The following is a 22,457-nucleotide window of genomic DNA, read 5'->3' on the forward strand; positions in this document are numbered from 1 at the left end:
GCCATGAAGCTGGATAAATTTGATATCAAAATCTTACAGATCTTGCAGCAAGATGGCCGTATTACCAAATCTAACCTCGCACAGGCGATCAACCTGTCTGTAAGCCCCTGCTGGGAGCGGGTAAAACGGCTCGAGCAAGCAGGTATCATCGAGGGCTATGGCGCACGTATCAATCCAGATGCGGTGGTAAAACTTAACACTGTGCTGGTCGAGATCACCCTTGGCCAGCATGATGTTGACAGCTTTCAACGTTTCGAACGTGCCATGCAGCACTGCGACGATGTCAAAGAGTGTTGGGCGACGGGCGGTGGGATAGACTATATCGTTCGTCTTGGTGTCACTGATATCGACTATTATCAGCGTCTGATTGATAGCTGGTTGACCGATGACCTTGGCATCAAACAGTACTACACCTATATCGTCACCAAACAGGTGAAGCGACCAGCCCTCACCTTACCACTTGAAACACCAGATGTTGCTGCCAATGGCTAATCATTGCTTGTCCTTGTTTGCTAGTACTCAATGACATTGACGCATGACCCATTAACTTTTTAGCAACATATCTCTTCCTGTTACATCACGGCATGATTTGTCCAACATTACAGACAAACAAATTCACCTATCAATAAAACCTTCACTAGCCTCTATCACTGTGACGTTTGCACATTGACACTCACGGAAGATAGAGGAAATCATGAAACGACCGTTCTTAGTTTGTACAACTCTCGCAGCAATAACACTTTGTTCATCATCGGCACTGGCGAGCATGGGTGACACCCCGCTCAGCCCAATCCAAATCGCCAGTCAGTTTGCACTGGATGCCGACCTTACACCACCGCCAAATTTCCAGGCATTTTCACTCACAAGCCCTTACCAAAAAACCATCACGGTACATCAGACTGACGCGGCTTTTATTAAGGTGCATTTTTCACAATTTTCTTTACCAGAAGGGGCCTATGTCACGGTGAGCAGTGAAGATGGTCAAGAGCAATATCGTTACACCATGCAAGCCAATGGTCAGCGAACCTTCAACGCAGAAAACGGCGAAGACGGTGTGAATCAGTTTTCTGCCATGTCAGTGCATGGCGACACCGCAAGAGTCACGCTCACCCTCCCCGCTGGCACACAATGGCAATCAAAACATGCCTTGCGTATCGATACCTATAAAGCGGGCGATCCCAGTGATGAAATCATCGCCGAGCAAGAGGTAGGTCAACTCTCAACCTGTGGTATCAATGAGCGCAAAGACGTCGCTTGCTGGCAGGACAGTCACCCAGAAGAATATGAGCGCAGTCGCCCAGTGGCGCGCTTATTAATGAATGGTAGTGGCTTATGCACCGGCTGGCGTGTAGGGCCAGACAATCACATGTTCACCAACAATCACTGTGTCGAAAGCCAGACCGAGCTTGCTAATACCGAAGTGTGGTTTAATTATCAGCGCCCCACCTGTGGCAGTGGTCAAATTACTGATGTGGTAAAAGTCACTGGCGCGCAACTACTCAACACCGATTACACCCTCGATTACACCCTATTTAGCGTAAACAACTTCGCCAAAGTGGCGCAGTTCGGTTATATGGGACTTGATGTGCGCCAACCTCAACGTGGCGAAACCATTTTTATTCCGCAACACGGCGCAGGTAACCCGAAAGAACTCTCGATTGAAAGCGACCAAAACAGTGGTGGAATATGCCAGATTGACGTCGCCATCACGAATGGTCGAGGCAGCAACACGGATACAGGCTATTTTTGTGATACCACCGGCGGCTCATCGGGCTCACCCGTACTCGCAAAAGAAAGCCACAATGTGATAGCGCTTCACCACTTTGGCGGCTGTGAAAACCAAGGGGTACGCATTGACAAGATTTGGCCACAAGTGGCCGGTGAGTTTGATAATGTCCCTCCGCAAGGCGATCATCAATCGGGAGGCGCGCCGAATGCCGTCTTTACAGGCCAATGCACAGCACTGAGCTGTAAGTTTGACGCCAATGGCGCCAATGACAGCGATGGCAGCATCGTCAGTTATCAATGGGACTTTGGTGATGGCTATCAAGCGACTGGCGTGACAGCGTCACATGAATATGGCAGCGCTGGCACCTATTCCGTGACACTGACCGTCACCGATGACCAAGGGCTGACTGACTCGGTAAACAAAGCCTTTACCGTGGGTAGTGTTAACGACTTTCCACGCACCGAGCTAAGCGGCCAACGCAGCAGCTGGCAATACTTCGCTTATACCGCGCCACAAACAGGTAGCGCCACCGTGCGCATGTATGGTGGCACGGGCGATGCCGACTTGTATGTACAAAAAGGCACCAAACCAGACCAAAACCAGTACCAATGTCGTCCGTACACCAGTGGCAACAGTGAGAGCTGTCAGGTGGATGTCAACGCCGGCGACGAGGTGTTTATTGGTATTCGTGGCTATCGCGCGTTCAGTGGTGTCACACTGGATGTTAGCCAATAATAGCGGCAAGGCGCACGGTATTTTCGTGCGCCTGATTCATTGCTTAACCGCTTACCTCTCATGGTTTTATCACGCCAATCCGACCTTTTTATCGACACCAGAAAATTTTCTTCTGTCATTGCGCGGTTTCAGAAAAAAATTCGTTAATCCCCCTTCTTAACAAAAAACCTCTTTTTTGTTCATTGCATACAGTAACAGTAGGCAAACGCTGATAGGCAGCGTGGCGATTTTGAATCAGGAGGGAGTATGACCGTATTCCAATCACGCGATCTTAACCACACTGGCAGCGCAGCCAATGCATTGCGTCATGATGTAGCCGGCAAAGCCAGTTCAGACGTTCTCGCGTACCTGGACGATCAGCGTCTATTTCGCCAACTTGCCTATGCCAATGGTAAATGGGTCAATGGCGATTCAGATACACCCGTGCTCAACCCGGCAACGGGCGAAGTGCTCGGCTACACCGCATCACTCAATGCTGCGCAAATCAATCAAACCATTGATGACGCCGAGACTGCTTTCCATTTGTGGCGTGCCGAGTCCGCCGAAACGCGCGCCAAGCTGTTGATGAAATGGCACGACTTAATCATGGAAAACCAACACGATCTCGCGCATCTAATGGTGATCGAGCAAGGCAAAACGTTGCGCGACGCCGAGGGGGAAGTGGCGTACGGGGCCTCGTTCATTCAATGGTTTGCCGAAGAAGCGAAACGCGTGTATGGCGACACCATGCCTAGCCACATTCCCAACGCCCATCTGGCGACACTACGTGAGCCCATTGGGGTGGCAGCCTTGATCACTCCATGGAATTTCCCTAACGCGATGATCACCCGCAAGGCAGCAGCAGCGCTCGCGATTGGCTGTAGCGTGATCGTCAAGCCCGCAGAAGAAACGCCCTTTTCTGCACTAGCGTTGGCCGAGCTCGCGGAACGTGCTGGGATCCCTGCAGGGGTGTTTAACGTGATTATGGGTGACGCACCCATGGTCTCGACCCAGCTTTGTCAAAGTGACAAAGTCAAAGCGCTAAGCTTTACAGGCTCAACGCGTGTGGGCCGCTTATTGCTCGAGCAAAGTGCCCAAACCGTGAAAAAGTGCGCCATGGAGCTTGGCGGCAATGCGCCCTTTATTGTGCTGCCAGACATGGATATTCAACAAGCGGCGCGCGCGGCCATCGATGCCAAGTTTCAAACATCGGGACAAGATTGTTTGGCCGCCAACAAAATTTTAGTCCCGCGCGACAAACATCAAGCCTTTGTCGATGCCTTCGCCGCGTTTATGGATGAACTTGAAGTGGGTAATGGTTTGCTGCCCAGCACAGATATCGGCCCATTGATTTCGTCTCGTGCCGTGGATAAAGCCCAAGCCATTGTCGATGACGCCATTGCCAAAGGCGCGACCGTGATGGGCGGAAAACTCAACCCCAACCTAGGCGAAAACTTCTTTGCCCCTACGCTTATCACCAAGGTGACGCCCGATATGCTGGTGTATCAAGAAGAGAATTTTTGTCCTGTGGCGGGCGTGATTGCCTATGACAATCTAGATGAGGCAATTGCCATGGGTAACGATACCGAGTACGGACTCTCGGCGTATGTCTATGGCAATGATATTCGAGATATTTGGCGCTGTCTGCGCGGCCTTGAGGTCGGCATGGTCAGTGTCAACTCAGTGAAAATGACCGGTCACCCTATTCCATTTGGTGGCGTCAAACAGTCGGGCTTGGGCCGTGAAGGAAGCCGCTATGGCATCGACGAATTTAGTGAAATCAAATACTACTGTTTAGGTGGCTTGCCCACGGTGAGCGGCAGCTAATTCAGGTTTGCTGACGGATAAGGAGACTGATCATGCGTCCAGAAACAAAAGCCTTGTTGGAAAAAGACAGAAACACCGTCTTCCATGCTTCAACCCACTTGAAGCAGTATGCGCACGGCGAGATGCCAGGCCGAGTGATTGAGACAGGCAAAGGTATTCGCATCACCGATTCCGAAGGGGTCGAGCTGATTGATGGCTTCGCTGGGCTCTACTGCGTCAATATCGGCTATGGCCGTGAAGAAATGGCCGACGCCATTTATGAGCAAGCGAAAAAGCTCGCCTATTATCACACTTATGTGGGCCACACCAACGAAGCGCTCGTGACCTTATCGGAGCGCCTGATCAACATGGCCCCCGGCATGAGCAAAGTCTATTACGGCATGTCAGGCAGTGATGCCAATGAGTCACAGCTTAAAATTGTTTGGTACTACAACAATGCGCGTGGTAAACCTGAGAAGAAGAAAATCATCTCACGAGATCGGGGTTATCACGGCTCCAGCGTAGCATCAGGATCACTCACGGGGTTACCACTGTTCCATGCGCATTTTGATCTGCCCATTGAGCGCATCAAACACACCATGGCTCCCTACTATTATCGTCGTGAAGACAGCGGCATGACCGAGCCTGAATTCGCGCAACACTGTGCCGATGAACTGGAGAAAATGATCCTCGCGGAAGGACCCGACACGGTCGCAGCGATGATTGCCGAACCTGTACTCGGCACCGGTGGCATCGTACCGCCCCCCGAAGGTTACTGGGCGGCGATTCGCAAAGTGCTGGATAAGTATGATGTCTTGTTGATCGCCGACGAAGTGGTATGTGGCTTTGGCCGTATCGGGAGTGATTTTGGCTCTATTTACTACGACATGAAGCCTGATCTGATTACCGTTGCCAAAGGATTAACCTCTGCCTACCAACCTCTCTCTGGGGTGATGATCGGTCACAAGGTATGGGATGTGCTGGAAGACGGCACCGATGCGTGGGGCGCGATTGGCCATGGTTACACCTACTCTGGCCACCCACTGGGCGCGGCAGCCGCACTGTGTAACCTCGATATCATCGAGCGCGAGAATCTGACTCAGAACGCCGCGACCACGGGGGAATATTTGCAAATGAAGATGAAAGCCGCGTTTGCCAATCACCCACTGATTGGCGATAGCCGCGGAGTGGGTTTGCTCCATGCTCTCGAGTTTTCGCCTGATCGTGCCAACCGCAGCCACTTTGACCCTAGCCTTAAAGTGGGCCCACAAGTGGCCGCAGCCTGTATGGAGCAAGGTCTGATTGCGCGTGCGATGCCACATGGCGATATTCTTGGTTTTGCCCCACCCTTGGTGGTCACCCCCAACGAAGTGGATGAAATCGTCGCTAAAGCGCAAGTCGCCGTCGATAAGGTGATGGATAAACTCGTCACCAGTGGACAATGGCAACCCAAATAGCGCGATGATTCCTATCCAATAAGCAAAAAAAAGCGCCGACAACTCGGCGCTTTTCTCATTAACAAACTCTGGTCTTACTAGCTGGCGGTCGCCGGCTGTAATGCTAAGTTCGCTTCTTTCTCTTGCTGCATCCGCATCACCGCAATCGGACCGGTGATAAAGGTAAAGGCAATCAAGAAAGACACAGGCACGGCGGTGATCACGATAAACGACTGAAGCGCATTCAAGCCACCATCGCCGGCAAGCAGAAGCACACCGGCAACCACACCCATCACAATCGCCCAGAACAGACGATGACGGCGCGTTGGCTGGTTGTCACCTGATACGGCCATCGCAATCGAGTAAGCCATCGAGTCACCCGTGGTCGCCACGAAGGTGGTGGTCAGCAGCATAAAGGCTGGGATCAGAACCACGCTGTAAGGCAGCTGTGACAAGGACGCAATCAAGATAGCAGGCAAACCCGCATCCGCCATTGGGCCAGAAATGCTGCCAGGCGATTGCAACTCATAAAAGATACCCGTACCACCCAGTACTGAGAACCAGAAGTTAGTGGCAATCGGTGCACAAATAGCCACGGCGACGATCAGCTCACGAATCGAACGGCCTTTCGAGATACGAGCGATAAAGATCGCCATCATCGGCGCAAAGCCAATAAACCAACCCCAGAAGAACCAGGTCCACCATGCATTCCAGCTACCGTTATCGGTATTCAGTGCTAGCGTATGCATATTGTTGAGGTAGTAGCTAAAGCCTGAGCCAAACTGTTCGAAAATAAAGCCAGTTGGACCCAGCACAATCACCACGCCCAACAATACGGCTGCACCAATCACATTCATGCGGCTCAGCCATTGTAGGCCTTTATCCATCCCCGTAAATGCAGAGATCGAGTAAATCGCCACGACGGCAGCCAGAATCAGCATCTGCATTGGCATGGTGTTTTCGATACCCACAAAGCTTTCTAGGCTGTAGCCAAGCTGGGTGGCCAAAAAGCCAATCGGACCGATGGTACCGGCCGCCACGGCAATGATAGAGCAGGCATCAATCACAGAGCCTAACCAGTGGTTTTCCAGCTTGTCACCGAGTAGCGGATACAGCAACGCACGAGGGCGCAGGCGCACACCCGCTTGATGGTGGGCATACATAAGTACGATGGTTGCCAAGGTGCCTAATACTGCCCAGGCTAAAAAGCCCCAGTGGAAAAAGCTTTGGCTCAGGGCAGGGGCGACGGTTTCCATCACACCCGCTTCCATGTCACCCAACGCCGGCGGCGGCGTCATGAAGTGATAAATAGGTTCCGCGGCTGACCAGAAAACACCACCACCCGCAAGCAGGGTGCACATGATCATCGCAACCCAACGGAAACGACTCATTGAGACAGTATCCGTGGCGCCAAGTTTTAATTTACCAAATTTACTGCCGCCAATCGCAAGCGCCAGTACAAAATTGATCACCATCAACCACTGCCACCAGTAACCAAAAAGGTTGGCAGACTCAGAAAATAGAGACTGGATAACAGAAGAGAAGTGTTTCAGGTCAAACAAGGCAAAGGCAAGGAAGACAGCAACAAAGCCGATAGTAAACACGGCTACAAGACGGTCATTATTTTGTGTAGATTTAAGCATTAGTTCGCTCACAAGGTGTGTGAGGGAGGGGACTCTATCAGTGTGGCGAATGAATGACCAGAACAAATTGTTACAGTCAAAGAAGGGAAAAACGTGACAAGTATCACCTATTCAGCCATGGCGGGGGCTGAACAGGAATATGACATTTTTGTTAAGTGGGCAAAATTTACCCAACACCGTGTCGTCACGCTGGTGTCTTCGGTTTCTCTGTCTTATTCGCCTTACCCGTTTCGAGCACTTTTTTATGCAGCAGCACGGTGGCGCGATACAGTTTAGGGTGAACCTGTGACTCGCCTGTTTTTGCACGATTACACGCCGAAATCACTGCCGCCGTTATGCAAGCGGCCACTTTCAGCTGTCCAAGCTGATAGGCATAGTTAGCAACCTTTATCGCCATAAAAATCGATTGGTCGCTGTATTTGTAATTACGGGCGGCGAATTTCTCAAAGCGGAGAAAGTCTTTGTGATAACCCTTAAGAATGCGACCAACGTGGCGATCGTAATACTTTTTATACTTGGCGTAGCTCCCTTTGGGGTTGCTCGCCATAATGTCTCTCACCCAGACAAACGATTGCAGCTGTTCTTTTTCAAATAAGCCACTCAGCCAGGCAAACATATGACCTCCCTACTGCTAGCTTAGCGGCCTTATTCTACTCAATTTCCGTGACTAATCTATGAAAAGGCGAAAGTAACTCATTGACTGGCGGTTATTTAATCAGTGTTGGCCGCTAACTATTACGAGGCCCCAATGGGCAACAGTGAGCGACCACAGAAAGGTTAGGCTTGTGTGTTGATGTTAATGGTATAGGTGGCGTCCCCGACGGGGAGCATATGTAGGATCTGCTCGCCAAGCGCTGGATGGGTAAGCAGGTAATTGCCTTGCGGAAAGCGGGTGTCTTCCGGCCCTTTCAATACTAGGCTGAAGTTTTCTACCGCGTGCCCACCCACCTCATCACCGTGGCCAGGATGGGTGTCGACACGCGCCAGCGTCATTGCGTATTCCGTATCCGTTCCATCAATGAGCGTGATCGTTTCATTAATCAATTCATTGACATGCTGGAAAGATAGTACATTCATCGTCCCTCCCGCGCCCCTCTTTGGGTCAATGCGCTTGTTAAAGCTTTACTGATAAGATTAGATGAAAAATTCGACAATGCACAATAGCTTAGTGATTTTTTCAATCGCTTAGAACGACAAAAGGCAACCCATCGGTTGCCTGACTAACGCTTGATTACGCTGACCCAGCCGCTTTAACTGGGCGGGTCTTATTCGACTTTGTTTTGTAGTAATACCACAAACGTCTGCTTTTGTTGTTCATCGAACACCTCTCAATCAGATTAATGAACGATATTGATGCCAAGCGCCGAATGCGGCGCCAATTCATAGTCTTATATTATTTCGTTTCGGAAAGCAAATTCGATCACTGTCAAGCAGCGATAAGGCGAGAAAACAGCCAGCTCAAGGTGCTAAATACGTATTCAATATGTCAGGTAGGTCAGGCGCAAGGCCCACAAAAGAGAAAGCCGCTCTATTGAGCGGCTTCAAGACGCATTCCTTGTTGGTTGTTGGTCAATGAACATGTTTCTTACATTGCCCCGTGTGCTCACTACGTTGAGCGTCCTCACCGCATGGTCTTGTGTTAATTGCCTGGCTGGCGGCTAACAAGGTGTCGTCATGGGCGCCTGACATTAACGGGGACTTAACGCATTATGTGGCGCGTCACTGCGCGCTAATCATCTACCAAATTGTGTGTCAGCTCAGCTGACATTTTCAGTAAAGCACACTTTTGCCACTGTGCCATGGTGTGCCGTTCAAGTTGTGAACAGAGTAATAAATCTGACACAAACTGGGATTTCGCACAGCATACCGGCCTGATTTATGCCACCGAACCACGCCAACATAAAAAATTCTCGCACCACTAGACGACCGGTCTAATTTTGATTATGCTACCCCACATGAAATCGAGCAGCACCCAAGAAACCAGCACTCACAACGCGACCCACCAACACTTGTTGGAAACGGGCGTGAGCGTGATGGCGCAATTTGGCTTTAGCGGCGTCGGCCTTAGCGCGATACTAAAACAAGCCGGCGTGCCCAAGGGGTCTTTTTACCACTACTTTGCGTCGAAAGAACAATTCGGCCAAGCCGTGTTAGACCACTATTTTGCTTGCTACATTGCCGATGTAAACCGCTTACTGTCAGATAGCACGCTCTCTCCCATTGTACGTGTACACAGCTACTTCAGTCGCTGGCAAGCACAATATTGTAGTTTGGATCCGGTGCAAACGTGTTTGGTCGTCAAGCTGAGTGCAGAAGTGGCTGATTTATCCGAGCCAATGCGGCTGGCACTGCGGGATGGCACCGATCAGCTGATTAGCTGCTTGGCGAGTACCCTCGCCCAAGATAGCGATATGTTTGATGAAAAAACCGCGCTTACCACTGCCACGACCTTGTATCAGTTGTGGCTGGGCGCCAGCTTATTAACCAAACTACATCGTAACGACAGTCATCTTGCACAAGCGATGACCATCACCGAAGAAAAGCTCGGGCTGATCGATTAACGGCGCTTTGCTGTACCAAGCATCGCTTAAACAACAAATTAATCTCCGATGCGTGGCGCTCGCGACGGCACTCGTTGTTAGCGCACAGCCACCATCTACTCTAAACCCGCTTTGGCGGGTTTTTAACCGGCACTCACTAGACGACCGGTCTAATTTAAACAAACGCTTGATACCATCAAGCACAATAAAAGGAAGGATGGGCAATGAACAACTTTGAGTTCTACAATCCCACACGTATCGTTTTTGGCGAAGGTAAGATTGCCGAGCTGGATCGGCTCATCCCGGCTGATGCCAAAGTACTCGTGTTATTCGGTGGCCAAAGTGCACGAAAAACAGGCACCTTGGATGAAGTCGAACAAGCGCTAGGGCAACGTCAATTTGGCCTATTTGGTGGCATTGAACCCAACCCGCGCTATGAGACCTTGATGAAGGCAGTCGAGAAAGTCGGCGCTGAAGGTTATGACTACCTTCTCGCCGTGGGCGGTGGCTCAGTGATCGATGGCACCAAATTCGTTGCCGCGGCCGCGAAATATGACGGTGACGCATGGGACATCCTCACCAGCATGGGCGGAAAAGTGGAAGCAGCGCTGCCATTTGGCTCCGTGCTCACTTTGCCTGCTACCGGCTCTGAGATGAACAAAGGCTCAGTGGTGACCCGTGAGTCAATGCAAGCGAAACTGCCGTTTATGAGCGAGCTGGTGTTCCCGCAGTTCTCAGTGTTGGATCCGGTGAAAACCTACACCCTACCGATTCGCCAAGTGGGGAACGGTGCGGTCGATGCGTTTGTTCACGTGGTGGAACAATACCTCACCTATCCTGCCAATGCGCCGGTGCAAGACCGCTTTGCTGAAGGCCTGCTACAAACCCTCGTCGAGCTCGGCCCACAGGCATTGGAGACACCAGAAGACTACAACGTGCGTGCGAGTCTGATGTGGACAGCCACCTTAGCGCTTAACGGCTTGATTGGCGTGGGTGTGCCGCAAGATTGGTCAACCCATATGCTGGGTCACGAGCTTACAGCCCAACATGGCTTAGACCACGCACAAACCCTTGCGGTAGTACTGCCTGCGATGCTCAATGAGAAGTTTGAGCAAAAACAGGCCAAGCTCGCACAATTTGCAGAGCGCGTTTGGCATATTGACCAAGGCAGCGAAGCAGAAAAAGCGCAGCAAGCGATTGAGAAAACGCGCGACTTTTTCGAACGCATGAACGTGAAAACGCGCATGAGCGATTACGATTTGGATGAAACCGCGATTGAGCCCTTGATTGAAAGCCTGACTCAACACGGTATGACCCAGCTCGGCGAACATGGCGATGTGACGCCAGATGTTTGCCGCCGCGTGCTGCAAGCCGCGCTTTAATCGCCGGTTTATTTCATTGCTATTGTGAGGCGCGCTGAAGCAGCCGCCTCTTTTCCCAACATCAAGGGAGGAACTAATGTCAGCATTAACCAATCAACGTTTTGTTCTCGCATCACGCCCAGTTGGCGCACCCACTGCCGAGAACTTTCGCTTAGAAGAAGTCGCCATTCCCGCACTAGGCAACAATGACGTCCTGATTGAAAACCATCACCTATCGATTGACCCATACATGCGCGGCCGGATGAGTGATGCTAAATCATACGCTGAACCCGTAGCCATTGATGGCCTAATGGTCGGTGCCACCGTGGGTAAAGTGCTAGAGTCCAACCATGCCGATTACCAAGCCGGCGATTGGGTACTGGCTTATAAAGGCTGGGAAACCCATTCTGTCGTCGATGGCGATACTCTGCTTAAACTCAACCCTGATCTCGCGCCGGTTTCATACGCGCTTGGGATCTTGGGGATGCCCGGCTTCACCGCCTACATGGGCTTATTAGATATCGGCCAACCCAAAGAGGGCGATACCTTGGTGGTCGCAGCCGCAACCGGCCCCGTTGGCGCGACCGTCGCACAAATCGGTAAGCTGAAAGGCTGCCGCGTGGTAGCGATTGCCGGTGGTGAAGACAAATGCCAATACGCTCGTGAACACCTCAGTGTTGACGCCTGTATCGATCACAAAGCCGATAACTTTGCCGAGCAGCTTGCCGAAGCCTGCCCGCAAGGCATTGATGTGTACTTTGAAAACGTCGGCGGCAAGGTATTTGATGCGGTGATGCCACTACTTAACACAGGGGCACGTGTTCCCGTGTGTGGCTTGGTATCTCAATACAACAACACCGCCCTGCCAGAAGGCCCAGACCGCCTTTCGCAGTTGATGGGAACCATCTTGGTTAAGCGCCTAACCGTAAAAGGTTTCATCATTTTTGATGACTACGCGCACCGTTATCCCGAGTTCGCTCACGACATAGCCAAATGGGTCGGTGAAGGCCAAATCCATTACCGTGAACACGCGGTGGATGGCTTTGAGCAAGCGCCTCAAGCACTGATTGATGTACTCGAAGGCCGCAACTTCGGCAAGATGGTCGTCAATATTAAATAAAGTATCCGCGCTTTATTTCGTCATACCGAAAACCCTGCCTCCCCCTTAGCGATGGATAGCTAAGGGGGTTTTTTATGAGTGACGTTCGCTTTTCCGTTCCACTCCCCTTTTTGATGCAGAAGAAACACTCAGTGCCAACTACACTAATGGGGATGATTGACTAGCTTCATCGAAATTTGGCAAGGCTGACCGCAGGACGCAACCGCTCCACACCTGTTTCAGCTAAGAAAGAGGATGTATTCAAAATGGCCAAAGTCGCACCCATGATTCGTCATCAGATCAACCTCGGTTTTGCGTTTGTTCTGATTATGGCATTACTGACGATTTTTGCGGTGGTGGAATGGAAGGTAAAACCCGAGCTTATTGAGCAGCGACAAGAGCGGATCAGCATCAATCAACACGCCCTGCTCGATTTACTCGACGCCAAACTCGGCCAAATTGAACTGTTAACCAGCACCATGGCGTTAGCGGGGACCACACTCCCCAAAGATGAAGCTCTGTTCCGCACCACCTTTCCCGAGATCCTCAATAATCATGGCGATCCAGCGATTGCCGGCGGTGGTATCTGGCCCGAGCCCGGCACATTTACACAAGGGGTGGCGCGGCGAAGTTTTTTCTGGGGCCGAGCAGGCGCGACCATGGAGTACTACGACGATTACAACCATCCAGACGGGGAGGGGTATCACAATGAAAGTTGGTACGTAGCGGGCAAAACAACCCCCGCCGATCATTGCAGTTGGTCCAACGCCTATATTGACCCTTTTACCAAAGAGCCGATGATCACCTGCACCGTGCCAATGAAAGATGATAAGCGCTTTGTGGGTGTCGCCACCGTCGATATGAGGCTCGCCGGCATCTCAGATATTTTGTCCCAGTATGGCAAAGAAAACGGTGGCTATGTCTTCGCCTTCGACGCAGACAGCAAAGCGATCAGCTTTCCGCAATCAGCCGTCACCTTTCAACCCTACAGGAACACACTATGGACGCGAGACGAACTGCAAGTGCAATTGCCTTGGTTGCAATCGGCGTTCAAGGCAACCCAAACACTCAGCACCAGCAAGCTAATCACGGTAGAAAATGACGGCATCCTCAACGAAGCCGCATATGTCCATTTGATTCGCTACCCTGAAGCCGACTGGGTGATTGGCCTCGCCATCCCTAAAAGCAAAATGACCGCCGCCGCTGACAACATGGGGTTGTTTTTAATGATAGCGATTGGTGGCTTGCTGCTCGTTGTCGGTGTCATCGCGACGATCACCGCCCGCAATTTACTGGATAAAATTCGACAAACCACCCATCAGATCCGAGAGTTGATCGATGGTGAAACCACCCAAGCACTCGACGTGGGGAACCTGAATGAAGTCGGGGAATTACGCCATGCCGTCAACGATTATGGTGATAAACTAAAGGCACTGCTATTGCGTTTAGAAACACTCCAAGATGAATTAGTTCAGAATGAAAAACTGTCCTCACTCGGCTCCCTGGTCGCAGGCATCGCACACGAGCTGAATACCCCCATCGGCAACGCACTGATGTCTTCAACCTCCATCTTGTCGATGAAGCAAGATTTTGTCCAACAACTCGAAAAGCCGATCACACGTGACGATTTAGACCAATTTCTCACCCATGTTGAAGATGGGACACGGATTGTTGAACGTAACATGTCACGTGCCTCCGAATTAATCCGTGCATTTAAACAACTGGCCGTGGATCAAACCAACGACCACCAGCGCGAGTTTGACCTCCATCATCTTATCAACGAAGTGCTTCTGTCTTTGCGTCCGACACTGCAGCGAACGCCTCACCACCTTGACGTAGATATTCCTGAGGCGATTAAGCTCAATAGCTACCCTGGAGCCCTCACCCAAACGCTGATCAACTTAATTAACAATGCGTTAGTACATGCATTTACCACGCAAGATCAAGGCCATATTCAAATCCATGCGAGTCAGGATTCACACGATCAGGTACATATTACCGTCCAAGATAACGGCGTGGGCATGACGCCAGACGTGCAAAAACACATTTTTGATCCCTTTTATACCACCCACCTCGGTCAGGGCGGATCTGGCCTTGGCTTACATATTACCTTCAACCTCATCACGAGTGTGCTCGGTGGCCGTATTCAGGTAAAAAGCAAACCGCAACAGGGCAGTCGCTTCATTGTGACGATTCCACTGACGGCCCCCGAACGTGCCTCGTCGTCTTCATGAAGATGGCTGGTAAATGGAATATCATTGTCCAGCCAACTGCAACGCCGTGGGCAATGCGGTCATAGCACCTTTGGCGGTCGTGGCCAGTGCGCCACAGCGGTTGCCTTGACGCACTGCCTCAGTCACCGCCTCTGGCGACTGCCAGTTGGGCAACTTGGCTAGGGCAGCCAACAAGCCGCCCATAAACGCATCACCAGCGCCAGTGGTATCCACGACCTTGGCGGGTGTTGCCGCCACCTGCCAAAGCGCTCGGTTGAACGCAACTTGTGCACCGTCACTGCCTAGCGTGACCACCCACAGGGACACACTCGGTACGTGCGAGACGAGCACTTCAAGCGCGGATTTGATAGAACGGCTCTCGCCGGGCTCGGAGCCTGTCACTAACGGCGCAGTCAGTAAAGCAAGCTCATCATCAGACACTTTGACCACATCCGCCAGCGGCAAGGCTTGCCTCACGGTCTCTAGCATCTGCGCCTCGCTTTGCCACAAATCATCACGCAAGTTAGGGTCAAAGCTGACAAACCCACCCTGGTCACGACACGCTTGCATGGCGCCGAGCGTGGCCGATCGCGAGGGTTCGTTAGCTAACGCAATGGAGCAAGCATGTAACCACTGCCCCTTTTCAAACACAGGGAAGTCATCGGGCTGCACAAACTGATCGGCACTGGGTTTGACCATAAACGTAAAGCTGCGCTCACCCGCCTCATCTAACTCGACCAACACGGTTGAGGTGCGTTGCGCGTTATCGCGATGCATAAACGCAATGTCTACGCCTTCATCGGCCAACGTGGTTTGCATAAAACGTCCCAATGGATCGTCGCCCACTCGACCAATAAAGCCCGTTTTCTCCCCCAGCCGGCTAATCGCCACGGCCACATTGGCGGGCGCACCGCCCGGACATTTTAGGTAGTGGCGTTCACCGTCAGGGATCAAATCCACTACCGCATCGCCAGTGACCCATACCTTACTCATCACGCTTGCTCCTCGTTCAATGCTCGATTAGGCCGCCGCCGTTTGCGCATATTTTTTACGGGTACCCAGTACATAGGTCACCGCAAACGCCACGACAAAAGCAATGGCCATTCCGATGATATACGGCACCACTCCGTCAGGGCGAATCGAAATGATCCCTGGCAGCCCCGCGGCACCCAGCGCTTGCGCTTTCACTTTAAAGAAGGTGATGAACGCGCCTGCACAGGCTGCGCCTACCAAAGCCCCGATAAACGGATAACGGTATTTAAGGTTAATACCAAACATCGCCGGCTCAGTGATGCCAAGCAGTGCCGTGATACCCGCCGGCATCGCAATTCCTTTCGCTTTCACATCCGCGGTTTTTAGCCCGAACGCCAAACAGGCTGCCCCTTGCGCCACATTTGACATCGCGGCAATCGGGAAGATGAAGGTACCGCCAGTGACCGCAATGTCTGCCAACAGTTGGGTTTCAATTGCGATAAAGCTGTGGTGCATCCCGGTGATCACAAACGGCGCATACACAAACCCAAACAATGCACCACCAATCATCCCTGCTGATTCATACACCCAGTTGAGACCATCGCCGAGCAAGAAGCCGAGATCACGGGTAAATGGACCCACCAGAGTAAAGGTGATCAGCCCGGTGATAAAAATCGCCAGTAGAGGCGTCAGCAAGTTATCCAGCACCGAGGGAATAATACGACGTAGCCCTTGCTCGACTTGGGCGAGAATATAAGTGGCAACCAGCACAGGCAGTACCGAGCCTTGATAACCGACTTTTTCAATCTCAAAACCAAAGATTTCCCATACTGGAATATCGCCGGACACCGCCGCACCACCAAAGCCCCAGCCATTGAGCAGATCAGGGTGGACCATTAACATCCCGAGTGCCGCACCCAAAAAGGGGTTGGCGCCAAACTTTTTACTGGCAGAAAACGCCAGCAGTACCGGCAAGAACACAAATGGCGCATTAGCGAAGGTATTGATCATATTGGCCAAGTCGCCCATTTGTGGGTAAGCCTCAATTAAAGACTTGCCATCAATAATCAAACCCGGCGCCGTCAGGATATTAAAAATCCCCATCAGCAAACCACCGGCGACGATGGCTGGAATAATGGGAACAAAAATATCTGACAGCCCTTTCACCGCGCGTTGTAGCCAATTTTGTTTTTCAGCGCCAGCCGCCGCCACGTCTTTCGACGACATGTCTGACTGGCCCGTTAATTTGCTGAATTCGGCATAAACATTATTGACAATGCCCGAGCCAAAAATGATCTGTAACTGACCACTGACTTGAAATTGGCCTTTCACACCTTCAATCGATTCAATCGCGCTTAAATCCGCCAAGTTATCATCATGGAGTGCGAGTCTTAGCCGCGTGGCACAGTGTGCCGCCGCCGCGATGTTTTCTTTTCCACCCAGTTTATCGAGTAGTTGTTGTGCTATTTTTTGGTAGTTCATGGCTACTTCCCCTGCACGCTCTCACCGTCTTTGCCACCGTCACTTTTATTTTCGTGTGGCGTCACACGCTCCACATTTTCGGGAACGATCCCGAAAATGATGTGCTGAATCCTGTAAAGCATCAAGTATGAGGGCTAATCGCTGTGAGATCGATCGGTAAACCGCCGCGTACCTCTCACCTTAAACGTGATGAATATCACTAAATAGGGGGCATTTAAGGCGCTATGTTTGCAAAGGATCCGTAAATGGAACGATCATGCTACTCCCAGCAAAGGAGAACCCATGGCTAGCTTGAATGATGTCGCCCGTTTAGCGGGTGTTTCTAAATCAACCGTTTCACGCGTGATTAACCAGGAATATGGCGTAAAGCCCGCCACCATTGAAAAAGTTAACCGCGCCATTGAGCAATGCGGCTATGTGGTCAATCAAATCGCTAAGGATTTGAAATCCAACAAAACCAACCTCATCGGGGTGATTGTACCGCGAGTATCGTCGAATGCGATGTCAGCCAGCGTTGATGGGCTTAGCCATGTCTTTGATAAAAAAGGCAAAAACGTGCTATTGGCCAACACGCGCCAAGACGATCAGCGTATTTGCTACTACCTCGATTTGTTCAACCAAAAACGCGTAGAAGGGATACTGCTGTTTGCCTCCACGCTCAACCCCGACTTGGTGCACGCCATTAAGCGCTCGAGTGCGCCGGTGGTGGTAATTGGTCAAGACGGCTCACCCTATAACATTCCCAGCGTGATCCATGATGATTATCGGGTGGGCTTTTGTGCTGGCGAGCAGCTTATTAATGCTGGCTGCCGACAGGTGGGCTTTCTGGGGGTACAAGCGGAAGATATTGCCGTTGATCAGCAACGTTATCAAGGCTTTGAGAGCGCATTGACCACGTTGACCCAAACGGTACCCTTGTTCCATTACCAAGGTCAATTCTCGATTCAATCGGGCTATGTCGCCATGACCGCTATGTTAGAGCAATATCCTGATCTTGACGGCGTATTTTGTGCCACCGACCGTATCGCGATTGGCGCTATCCAAGCTTTGCAAGCACAAGGGATCACCCCTGGGCACACCGTGAAGCTGATGGGAGTGGGCGATGATGAACTTGCCCAAGTGGTATCGCCAAGCTTATCCACGTTTGACTATGCCTTTGATGCAGCAGGAGAAAGTGGTGCCAAAATGCTGCTCGAATTACTGGAAACCGGGCAAAGTCATGTGTCCAAATTGGTGATGGGCTTTAACTATATCAGCCGCGCCACCTGCCCTTAACACAGCGACCGTTAACCCAATACAGAGAAATTTTACTTGCGCCACCGCCGTCTTATTCGCTATTTTTGGAACGTTCCCGAAAATAAAATTGGTACGGATAGATGGAAATAACCCCAACAGGCCTGGTTGACGCATGTGGTGGCGCCGATAACGTGCGACGAGCATTGCGCCATCAAGACAAGGTGATCATTGAGCTCATCGAGCTTGAACGCGTGAACCAAGACGTGCTGCCAATCAGTACGATTGACCATTCACTACGCCAGATCACCCTCGATCAACCCGTCAGTCAGGGGGCGCTAACGGCACTGGGACGCGTGATCGATCACAACCTGCGTGAACAAGCCGCGCCCTTCTATTCACCCAGCCAAAAGACAGATTTCCATCGCCCCGGATGGCATATCAGCCCTCCCCAAGGGCTGCTGAATGACCCCAATGGTTTTATTTACTTTCAAGGTCACTATCACCTTTTTTATCAGTGGTATCCCTTTGCCTGTGAGCACAAAGATAAATTCTGGGTGCATTTAATCAGCCCTGATGGGGTGCAATGGCATACCGCGCCGCTCGGCCTCACCCCCAGTGATTGGTATGACAGCCATGGGGTATTTTCAGGCCACGCCATGGTGATGAACAACGCCCTTTGGCTGTATTACACCGGCAATACCCGCATTGGCCCCGAGCGTTTGCGCCAAACGACCCAATGTGTGGCGCGGTCAAGCGATGGCATTCATTTTGAAAAGTTCGGCCCGGTGATTGATGCCCCACCAGCAGGCGTGACCGAGCATATTCGCGATCCCAAAGTCATCCATGACGGCCAACACTATCGGATGCTGTTGGGCGCGCAACGTGAAGATAAAATAGGCCGCCTGGCGCAGTATTCGTCTGCTGATGGTCTTACGTGGCACTATGACGGACTAAGCGGTGATAGCTTAGGCGAGCATGGTTATATGTGGGAATGCCCAGATCTGTTCCAATTAAGCGATCAATGGCTCTGTATTCTCTGCCCACAAGGCAGCCCATCACCAACGCCCGATCATCAAGTTCCTCACCACAATGGTTACGCCAAAGCCACGCTAGAAGCGGACGGCATCAGGCTTGATAACTGGCAAGTGCTGGATCATGGGTTTGATTTTTACGCCCCGCAGACGGCGCAGACCCCTGACAATAAGCGCATGCTTATCGCTTGGATGGGCCTGCCAGACGAAGTTGAACAACCCAGTTTAAGTGCGGGCTGGTTGCATCAGTTAACCTGTCCACGTGAGTTACGCTGGGAAAATGGGCAAATTTATCAGCGCCCAGCCGCCGCGCTGCAAAGCTTAAGAGGCCCTCAGCAACTTTTGGTGATTAACCCTGAGTGCCATTCAACCACCGTGGATTTAGGCACCAAGCAGTTTGAGCTCAACACCACGCTGCCCATTCCGACCAGCGGCCACTACACGCTATACTTTCACAGCCGCAGCGGCATGATGACGCCAGCATCCTCCGGCAAACCATCCGGTTGTGCACTCATCATTGACGGTGAGAGCCGCACCCTAACACTGGATAGAAGCGCAAGCCTCGCCACAGAAGGCGATACCCGTCGCTGTATTCACTTGCCCGAGCCGCTAGAAGATTTACCACTACAAGTCCTCGCCGACACCAGCTCGCTGGAGTTCTTTATCGCCGGCGGGCGATGGACGATGACCAGCCGTTACTTCAGCGCTATTGATGCGACCTTTTTAGCGCTGACACGCGATCGCCACGACACGCCTTTGCCAAAAGAGATGGATTGGTATGCGTTGAAAAACGCCAGTGTTAGGTGATACATCAGGGAAGTGGCGTTGACCATACTACACCACATCTGACTGGCACAGTTAACGCCCATCAACTAGCATTAAGAGTTTGAATCTTCTGTGTTTAATCATCGCCATGATATTATTGGTGATGATTAAGCACGCTTCTTATTTCAACTAGGGTGACGATATGCTGCTTGCAATACTGGCGATTATTGCTGGATTTGCGCTTTTGGTGTGGAGTGCAGATAGGTTTGTAGAAGGCGCGGCTGTGAGCGCCCATTATGCCGGTATACCGCCGCTACTCATTGGCATGCTGGTGGTAGGGTTTGGTACATCAGCGCCTGAAATGGTGGTCTCAGCGATGGCTGCAGTCGATGGCAATCCTGCGTTAGCACTGGGCAATGCGCTAGGCTCGAACATCGTCAATATCACCTTAATTCTCGGGGTGACCGCCCTCATCGCGCCTATTGCAGTGCATTCCACCATTGTGCGCAAAGAGCTACCCATTCTTTTAGCCATCACTCTCATTATCGGGGCAATGCTATGGGACTTCACGATCAGCGCCTACGAAGCTTTACTGCTTATCACAGGCTTTTTACTGCTGATCGGCTGGTCAGTGTGGTCTGGCGTACGTACTAAAAACGATACCCTCGCCACCGACATGAATGCCGAACTCAACCAGCAAACCCTGTCGCTAAAAAAAGCACTGATGTGGCTAACGATTGGGCTGGCACTGTTAATTGTCAGCTCGCGCATCTTGGTATGGGGTGCCGTTGAGATCGCCCAACAGCTGGGCATCAGCGATCTGATTATTGGTTTAACCATAGTCGCATTAGGCACCTCCCTGCCCGAGTTGGCCGCCTCAATTATCGCCGCCCGCAAAGGAGAGCACGATATTGCCGTGGGCAACGTGGTCGGCTCCAACATTTTTAATTCCCTTGCCGTGATTGGTATTGCTGGCGCCATCGAGCCGATTCGCGACATCACCGAAGCGGTCTTCTGGCGAGATTGGATGGTGATGCTCGCCGCCACCGTGCTCTTGCTGCTGGTCGCAATACGCTTTGGCAAGACACGTGAAATCAACCGCGCCGAAGGGGGATTACTGTTTGTGTGCTATATCAGCTATACCTGTTTGCTGATCTATGCCGTGCGGTAGGGGCTCTACACATCAAGATCTGAAGCGTACATCGTCTCAACAAATAGTGATTAGCGCCTCGAACAAGCAATGAGTTGATTTCACACATAGTTACACAACGGTGCGCTTTTGCGCTTTACATCGATCGCGGGTCGATGAACACTGCTTGGCAGAGTATAATGACAACCGATATCACGTAGAGTTAGTCACAGATTATGAGCAATACCACCGCGAAAAAGCCGAGTCCCCTGTTTGAAATCCTGTTCAACGTTTTCATCCCCTCGATCATCCTGATGAAGTTGAGCGGCGATGAATACCTAGGTACAGCCACGGCACTGGTCGTCGCTTTGGCCTTTCCTCTCGCTTACGGCGGGATGGATCTGGTCCGTAACCAGAAATTCAATTTTATCGCAGCGCTGGGCTTTATCAGCGTGTTACTGACAGGCGGGATTGGCCTACTCGAGCTCGATACCCGTTGGTTAGCCTTAAAAGAGGCGCTGATCCCCGGCCTTATCGGCTTGGCGGTGTTAGGGTCAACCTTTACCCGCTACCCACTGATGCAGAAGTTAATTCTGAATGACACCGTGCTCAACCTCTCGTTGATTAATCAGCGCCTAAAAGAAAAAGGACAATCCGACGCCTTTGAGCGCTGCTTGATGTGGTCAAACTACCTGTTCGCCAGCACCTTTGTGTTCTCATCGGCGATGAACTACTTCCTTGCCACGTGGATTGTGACCAGCCCTGCCGGCACGTCCGCGTTTAATGAAGAGCTAGGCAAAATGACGCTATACAGCTACCCGATGATTGCTATCCCTAGCATGTTGATGATGTTCGGCATCTTTTACTACATTTGGCGTCAGATACGCGCGATGACATCGCTAGAAACAGAGCAAATTTTCCACCTGAAATAACAAGCGCCACACGCGCCGTTTCAAAAACGGGTCAAAAACAGATCAAAAAAGGGAGGATAGCCTCCTCCCTTGCGTTATCACTTCCACCCTTGACGCCACTTCTCGTCACTTTTGAGCTCACGCCAGTCAATCGGATATTCTTTTTTCGACAGCACCGACTCGAGCACGCACAACACCACCACACCGTCTTCATCATACTCAACGTCAGAGACTACAAAGTGCTTCTCGCGATTAATGGGTTTGACCGCCGTCCACTTGCTATTGCGTAACTTGGCTGGATTGATTTGATTCACACTCACCCCGTTAGATACTGCATCACTTAAACATAACGATACCTAGTACGATCGAGGTTCGGTTTGGTTCAGTGGT

At 51.5% G+C, this 22,457-nt stretch carries 18 protein-coding genes; 12 read left to right on the forward strand and 6 right to left on the reverse strand.

What is annotated here, in order from left to right:
- Nucleotides 1-3: 3 nt before the first annotated feature.
- The 4 genes from EHW58_RS01375 to EHW58_RS01390 all read left to right on the forward strand — a co-directional run bounded on the left by EHW58_RS01375 (nucleotide 4) and on the right by EHW58_RS01390 (nucleotide 5,706).
- Nucleotides 4-492, forward strand: a complete 489-nt coding sequence (locus tag EHW58_RS01375) for an Lrp/AsnC family transcriptional regulator (RefSeq protein ID WP_046075756.1) — start codon at nucleotides 4-6, stop codon at nucleotides 490-492.
- 202 nt (nucleotides 493-694) lie between these two features.
- On the forward strand, nucleotides 695-2,464 hold the full coding sequence (locus tag EHW58_RS01380; RefSeq protein ID WP_152794183.1) for a PKD domain-containing protein: 1,770 nt from the start codon (nucleotides 695-697) through the stop codon (nucleotides 2,462-2,464).
- A gap of 246 nt (nucleotides 2,465-2,710) precedes the next feature.
- Nucleotides 2,711-4,270, forward strand: coding sequence for an NAD-dependent succinate-semialdehyde dehydrogenase (locus EHW58_RS01385; RefSeq protein ID WP_152794185.1), 1,560 nt, complete (start codon nucleotides 2,711-2,713; stop codon nucleotides 4,268-4,270).
- Between the two features lie 32 nt (nucleotides 4,271-4,302).
- On the forward strand, nucleotides 4,303-5,706 hold the full coding sequence (locus tag EHW58_RS01390) for an aspartate aminotransferase family protein (protein WP_077607526.1): 1,404 nt from the start codon (nucleotides 4,303-4,305) through the stop codon (nucleotides 5,704-5,706).
- A gap of 77 nt (nucleotides 5,707-5,783) precedes the next feature.
- On the opposite strand, the gene EHW58_RS01395 is transcribed toward EHW58_RS01390, so the two are convergent.
- From EHW58_RS01395 to EHW58_RS01405, 3 genes are all read right to left on the reverse strand, one after another.
- Complete coding sequence (locus tag EHW58_RS01395; protein WP_046075753.1) at nucleotides 5,784-7,328, reverse strand: BCCT family transporter; 1,545 nt, start codon at nucleotides 7,326-7,328, stop codon at nucleotides 5,784-5,786.
- Nucleotides 7,329-7,512: 184 nt separating this feature from the next.
- Nucleotides 7,513-7,944: a hypothetical protein gene (locus EHW58_RS01400; RefSeq protein ID WP_152794187.1), complete on the reverse strand. Its 432-nt coding sequence runs from the start codon at nucleotides 7,942-7,944 to the stop codon at nucleotides 7,513-7,515.
- 161 nt (nucleotides 7,945-8,105) lie between these two features.
- Nucleotides 8,106-8,405, reverse strand: a complete 300-nt coding sequence (locus EHW58_RS01405) for a hypothetical protein (RefSeq protein ID WP_077578378.1) — start codon at nucleotides 8,403-8,405, stop codon at nucleotides 8,106-8,108.
- Nucleotides 8,406-9,283: 878 nt separating this feature from the next.
- On the opposite strand from EHW58_RS01405, the gene EHW58_RS01410 reads away from it, so the two are divergent.
- The 4 genes from EHW58_RS01410 (at nucleotide 9,284) to EHW58_RS01425 (ending at nucleotide 14,562) form a co-directional block, all read left to right on the forward strand.
- Nucleotides 9,284-9,889, forward strand: a complete 606-nt coding sequence (locus EHW58_RS01410) for a TetR/AcrR family transcriptional regulator (protein WP_152794189.1) — start codon at nucleotides 9,284-9,286, stop codon at nucleotides 9,887-9,889.
- A 203-nt stretch (nucleotides 9,890-10,092) separates the two neighbouring features.
- Nucleotides 10,093-11,250, forward strand: coding sequence for an iron-containing alcohol dehydrogenase (locus EHW58_RS01415; protein WP_152794191.1), 1,158 nt, complete (start codon nucleotides 10,093-10,095; stop codon nucleotides 11,248-11,250).
- 76 nt (nucleotides 11,251-11,326) lie between these two features.
- The gene (locus tag EHW58_RS01420) at nucleotides 11,327-12,349 is read left to right on the forward strand and encodes an NADP-dependent oxidoreductase (protein ID WP_152794193.1); all 1,023 of its coding nucleotides are present in this window, start codon (nucleotides 11,327-11,329) and stop codon (nucleotides 12,347-12,349) included.
- Nucleotides 12,350-12,594: 245 nt separating this feature from the next.
- A complete protein-coding gene (locus tag EHW58_RS01425; RefSeq protein ID WP_152794195.1) occupies nucleotides 12,595-14,562 on the forward strand; it encodes a sensor histidine kinase in 1,968 nt (655 codons plus the stop codon).
- 21 nt (nucleotides 14,563-14,583) lie between these two features.
- Here the strand turns inward: EHW58_RS01425 and EHW58_RS01430 are convergent, their stop codons facing one another.
- Together EHW58_RS01430 and EHW58_RS01435 are read right to left on the reverse strand one after the other, a co-directional pair.
- The gene (locus tag EHW58_RS01430) at nucleotides 14,584-15,534 is read right to left on the reverse strand and encodes an aminoimidazole riboside kinase (protein ID WP_152794197.1); all 951 of its coding nucleotides are present in this window, start codon (nucleotides 15,532-15,534) and stop codon (nucleotides 14,584-14,586) included.
- A gap of 27 nt (nucleotides 15,535-15,561) precedes the next feature.
- Complete coding sequence (locus tag EHW58_RS01435; RefSeq protein ID WP_046075745.1) at nucleotides 15,562-16,995, reverse strand: sucrose-specific PTS transporter subunit IIBC; 1,434 nt, start codon at nucleotides 16,993-16,995, stop codon at nucleotides 15,562-15,564.
- Nucleotides 16,996-17,277: 282 nt separating this feature from the next.
- On the opposite strand from EHW58_RS01435, the gene EHW58_RS01440 reads away from it, so the two are divergent.
- The 4 genes from EHW58_RS01440 (at nucleotide 17,278) to EHW58_RS01455 (ending at nucleotide 22,088) form a co-directional block, all read left to right on the forward strand.
- Nucleotides 17,278-18,270, forward strand: coding sequence for a LacI family DNA-binding transcriptional regulator (locus EHW58_RS01440; RefSeq protein WP_152794199.1), 993 nt, complete (start codon nucleotides 17,278-17,280; stop codon nucleotides 18,268-18,270).
- A 101-nt stretch (nucleotides 18,271-18,371) separates the two neighbouring features.
- Nucleotides 18,372-20,069, forward strand: coding sequence for a glycoside hydrolase family 32 protein (locus tag EHW58_RS01445; RefSeq protein WP_152794201.1), 1,698 nt, complete (start codon nucleotides 18,372-18,374; stop codon nucleotides 20,067-20,069).
- A 160-nt stretch (nucleotides 20,070-20,229) separates the two neighbouring features.
- Nucleotides 20,230-21,198, forward strand: a complete 969-nt coding sequence (locus tag EHW58_RS01450) for a calcium/sodium antiporter (protein ID WP_152794203.1) — start codon at nucleotides 20,230-20,232, stop codon at nucleotides 21,196-21,198.
- A 194-nt stretch (nucleotides 21,199-21,392) separates the two neighbouring features.
- Nucleotides 21,393-22,088 carry a VC0807 family protein gene (locus tag EHW58_RS01455; RefSeq protein WP_077653210.1) on the forward strand — a complete coding sequence of 232 codons (696 nt, stop codon included), beginning with the start codon at nucleotides 21,393-21,395 and terminating at the stop codon, nucleotides 22,086-22,088.
- A gap of 77 nt (nucleotides 22,089-22,165) precedes the next feature.
- Here EHW58_RS01455 and EHW58_RS01460 read toward each other — a convergent pair whose 3' ends face one another.
- Nucleotides 22,166-22,381, reverse strand: coding sequence for a TIGR02450 family Trp-rich protein (locus EHW58_RS01460; protein ID WP_069587895.1), 216 nt, complete (start codon nucleotides 22,379-22,381; stop codon nucleotides 22,166-22,168).
- Between the last annotated feature and the right edge of the window lie 76 nt (nucleotides 22,382-22,457).

The sequence above is a fragment of the Salinivibrio sp. VYel1 genome (assembly GCF_009377945.1).
Lineage (GTDB): Bacteria > Pseudomonadota > Gammaproteobacteria > Enterobacterales > Vibrionaceae > Salinivibrio > Salinivibrio siamensis.